Here is a 2,839-nt window from a genome sequence, read left to right on the forward strand (position 1 = left end):
CGGGGCGAAAGTATGAGCGTGTGGTAACTCTCATCTTCGCACCGGGGACCCCTACATCTTGTGGTGGGGTGCCCAGGATGGGTTGCTGCTATCGGGCCGGGGTATGCACTCTAAAAACGGAAGAGCCTCATTACGAGTGAACCCTTCCTGGCGTTGGCTAGCAACAACGCCACCAAGGACGACAGTAAAAGACCAGATCAGAGAAGCAATACCGCCAATGAGAAACGGTTAGCGCTCAGAGCGGTGTGTATTTTGTGTGTACTCGCCCCGTTACCCGCCCCTCTTGGGACAAGGCGATCGGCCCCCTCAGGGAGGCAGACGGTCGCTAAACACCAACCGTCAGGGTTCTCGCACGAGCCCGCGCCAACCTCCCGATGGACAATCCCCCCTCGTCATCTTCACCCCCAATCTCCACCTCGGTTTCACCCAAACCAGCCAAGGCACCCCCTACCTCACCAAAGGCCGCACGAGGCGTAGACAGGGGAGTCGATCTAAGGGTCGATCAACTTGTCCGGGTTGTCCCGGAAGACACCTTCTAAGCGTAGGCCCGGGTCAGGGCCCGCGGGGTCTGGAACCAGCTTGAACCCTTGAGACTCAAAATACTCTATAGCCAACGAAGGCATGTCTCTGACGACTGCCTTCACCTGCGACTTTCGCCAGGCAAGGACCGTTCTCCGGAGTTCCTTCACCGCTTGTTGGGGTGTGACTTCCCGAGGCTCTACCCCGTACTCCTCGACCATCATGAGCAGTATGTCTTCCAGCGCTGGCCGAAAACGAGCACCCCGACAGGGAAGTGAAGATCCGAGACGTTGAGTCCATGCTTGGCCCGCCGCCTTCGTGCCCGCCGACTACCTCCCCCGAGGTGGGTAAGAGACTCCTCGATGTCCTTTATAGGCTGATTGGGGTTCATGTCCAGATGGTCGACCTGGAAGTGGATGTGTGCTTTAGGCAAGCGAGCACCATAGCTCGCATCGAAGTCGTACCGAAATAGGGGGCGGGTCGGGCGGCTGCAGAAGTAGACTCCAAAGCTCGACCGTTCGACTTTCAACCACCTCCCCGCCCCGTCGGAAGTGCATGTCCAAGTTGCGTGAACAAGGAAGGTTTCATCCTCGTCCGCCTTCAAAGCGAAGCCGTCCTTGGTTGACCCTGATCCTCGACGGGGCCGGAGGTCAATTGCGTGACGGGACTACGGCTTGAGCACCACTTTGATGCAGCCGTCCTCCTTCTCCTGGAACTTCTCGTACATCGCCGGCGCCTCCTCCAACGGCGCGGTGTGCGTCTTGAGGTCGAGCACGCCCAGCGGATCGGACGGGTCGTCCACCAGCGGCAGCAGCGTCTCGGTCCAGGAGCGCACGTTGCACTGGCCCATCCGCAGCTGGATCTGCTTGTCGAACATCGTCAGCATCGGCATCGGGTCCTTCATGCCGCCGTACACGCCGCTGATCGAGATCGTCCCGCCACGGCGAACGGAGTCGATGGCGGTGTACAACGCGCTCATCCGGTCCACCCCGGCCATCGCCATTGCTTCGCGCCCCAGCGGCGACGGCAGCTTGCCGACGGCCGCCTGGGCCGCGCCGGCCACCGGCGAACCGTGCGCCTCCATGCCGACGGCGTCGACCACCGAGTTCGGGCCACGCCCGTCGGTCAGGTCCTTGAGCTGCTCCGCCACGCCGTCCTCGGAGGAATCCAGCGTTTCAATGCCGTAACGCTCGGCCATGGCGCGACGCTCGGGCACTGAATCCGTCGCGATCACCCGATAGCCCAGGTGCTTGCCGATCCGGGCGCTCATCTGGCCGATCGGACCCAGGCCCAGCACCGCCAGCGAGCCGCCGTCGGGGACCGCCGCGTAGTCCACGGCCTGCCAGGCGGTGGGCACGACGTCGGAAAGATACAGGTAGCGCTCGTCTTCGCCGACGTTGGGAACCTTGATCGCCCCGTAGTCCGCGTGCGGCACGCGCAGGTACTCCGCCTGCCCGCCGGGCACCGAGCCGTAGAGCCGCGAGTAACCGAGGAACTGCGCGCCGGTGCCGTATTCGCGGACCTGGGTGGTTTCACACTGCGACTGCAGGCCCTGGCGGCACATGAAGCAATGCCCGCAGGAGATGTTGAAGGGGATGACCACCCGATCCCCCGGCTTGATGTGGGTGACGGCCGAGCCGACCTCCTCGACGACGCCCATGGGCTCATGGCCGATGATGTCGCCCTCGTCCATGAACGGGGTCAGCACCTCATAAAGGTGCAGGTCAGATCCGCAGATGGCGGTCGAGGTAATCTTGATGACTGCATCGGTGGGTTCCTGGATCTGTGGGTCCGGGACCTCCTCCACGCTCACCGTCTTTGACGCCTGCCAGGTCAGTGCTTTCATGTGCCCTCCTCGCCAGGGCAACCGCCTCGGGTGAAGCGGCGCCGCTGATCCGTTGGTTGAGGCCGATTGTACTGAAAACACGGCGGGGCGGGTTGTCCACGTCGCCGCCAGCGAAAGAAACCATGCGAGCAAGCATCTCGTAATCCCCTAGAAGCTTCCGCTCCCGGACATCCAGCTCCTATTCCGATGCACGGAAGCGGAGTTCCTGGATGGACATACCGCTCTTCTCGAACCCCCTGGTGAGGCGATCAAGCTCTACCGTGGCTTCCTCCAGGGTCCAGTGACGCACGTTGTTCATCGCAAAGCTGGCAGTCATACCGTCTCCTTCCAAAGGAAGTCGTTCCAGATAAGAGATTGCGCGGATAGGAAGATACAGGGGGCCACGGTGGGGTAGTGAACAAGAGCAGGCACGAGGCCTGGTAGATACGGATTCGACCAAGAAAACGTACACCACTCAGGAGCACTCGTGCCTGC

2 protein-coding genes are annotated in these 2,839 nt (G+C 62.1%); both read right to left on the reverse strand.

Annotated features, from left to right (window positions below):
* Positions 1-1,186 precede the first annotated feature (1,186 nt).
* Complete coding sequence (locus ACQCVD_RS15395) at positions 1,187-2,365, reverse strand: zinc-dependent alcohol dehydrogenase (RefSeq protein WP_426824660.1); 1,179 nt, start codon at positions 2,363-2,365, stop codon at positions 1,187-1,189.
* 178 nt (positions 2,366-2,543) lie between these two features.
* Positions 2,544-2,681, reverse strand: coding sequence for a hypothetical protein (locus tag ACQCVD_RS15400; RefSeq protein WP_426824662.1), 138 nt, complete (start codon positions 2,679-2,681; stop codon positions 2,544-2,546).
* Positions 2,682-2,839 lie beyond the last annotated feature (158 nt).

Source organism: Corynebacterium halotolerans, from assembly GCF_050107895.1.
Lineage (GTDB): Bacteria > Actinomycetota > Actinomycetes > Mycobacteriales > Mycobacteriaceae > Corynebacterium > Corynebacterium halotolerans_B.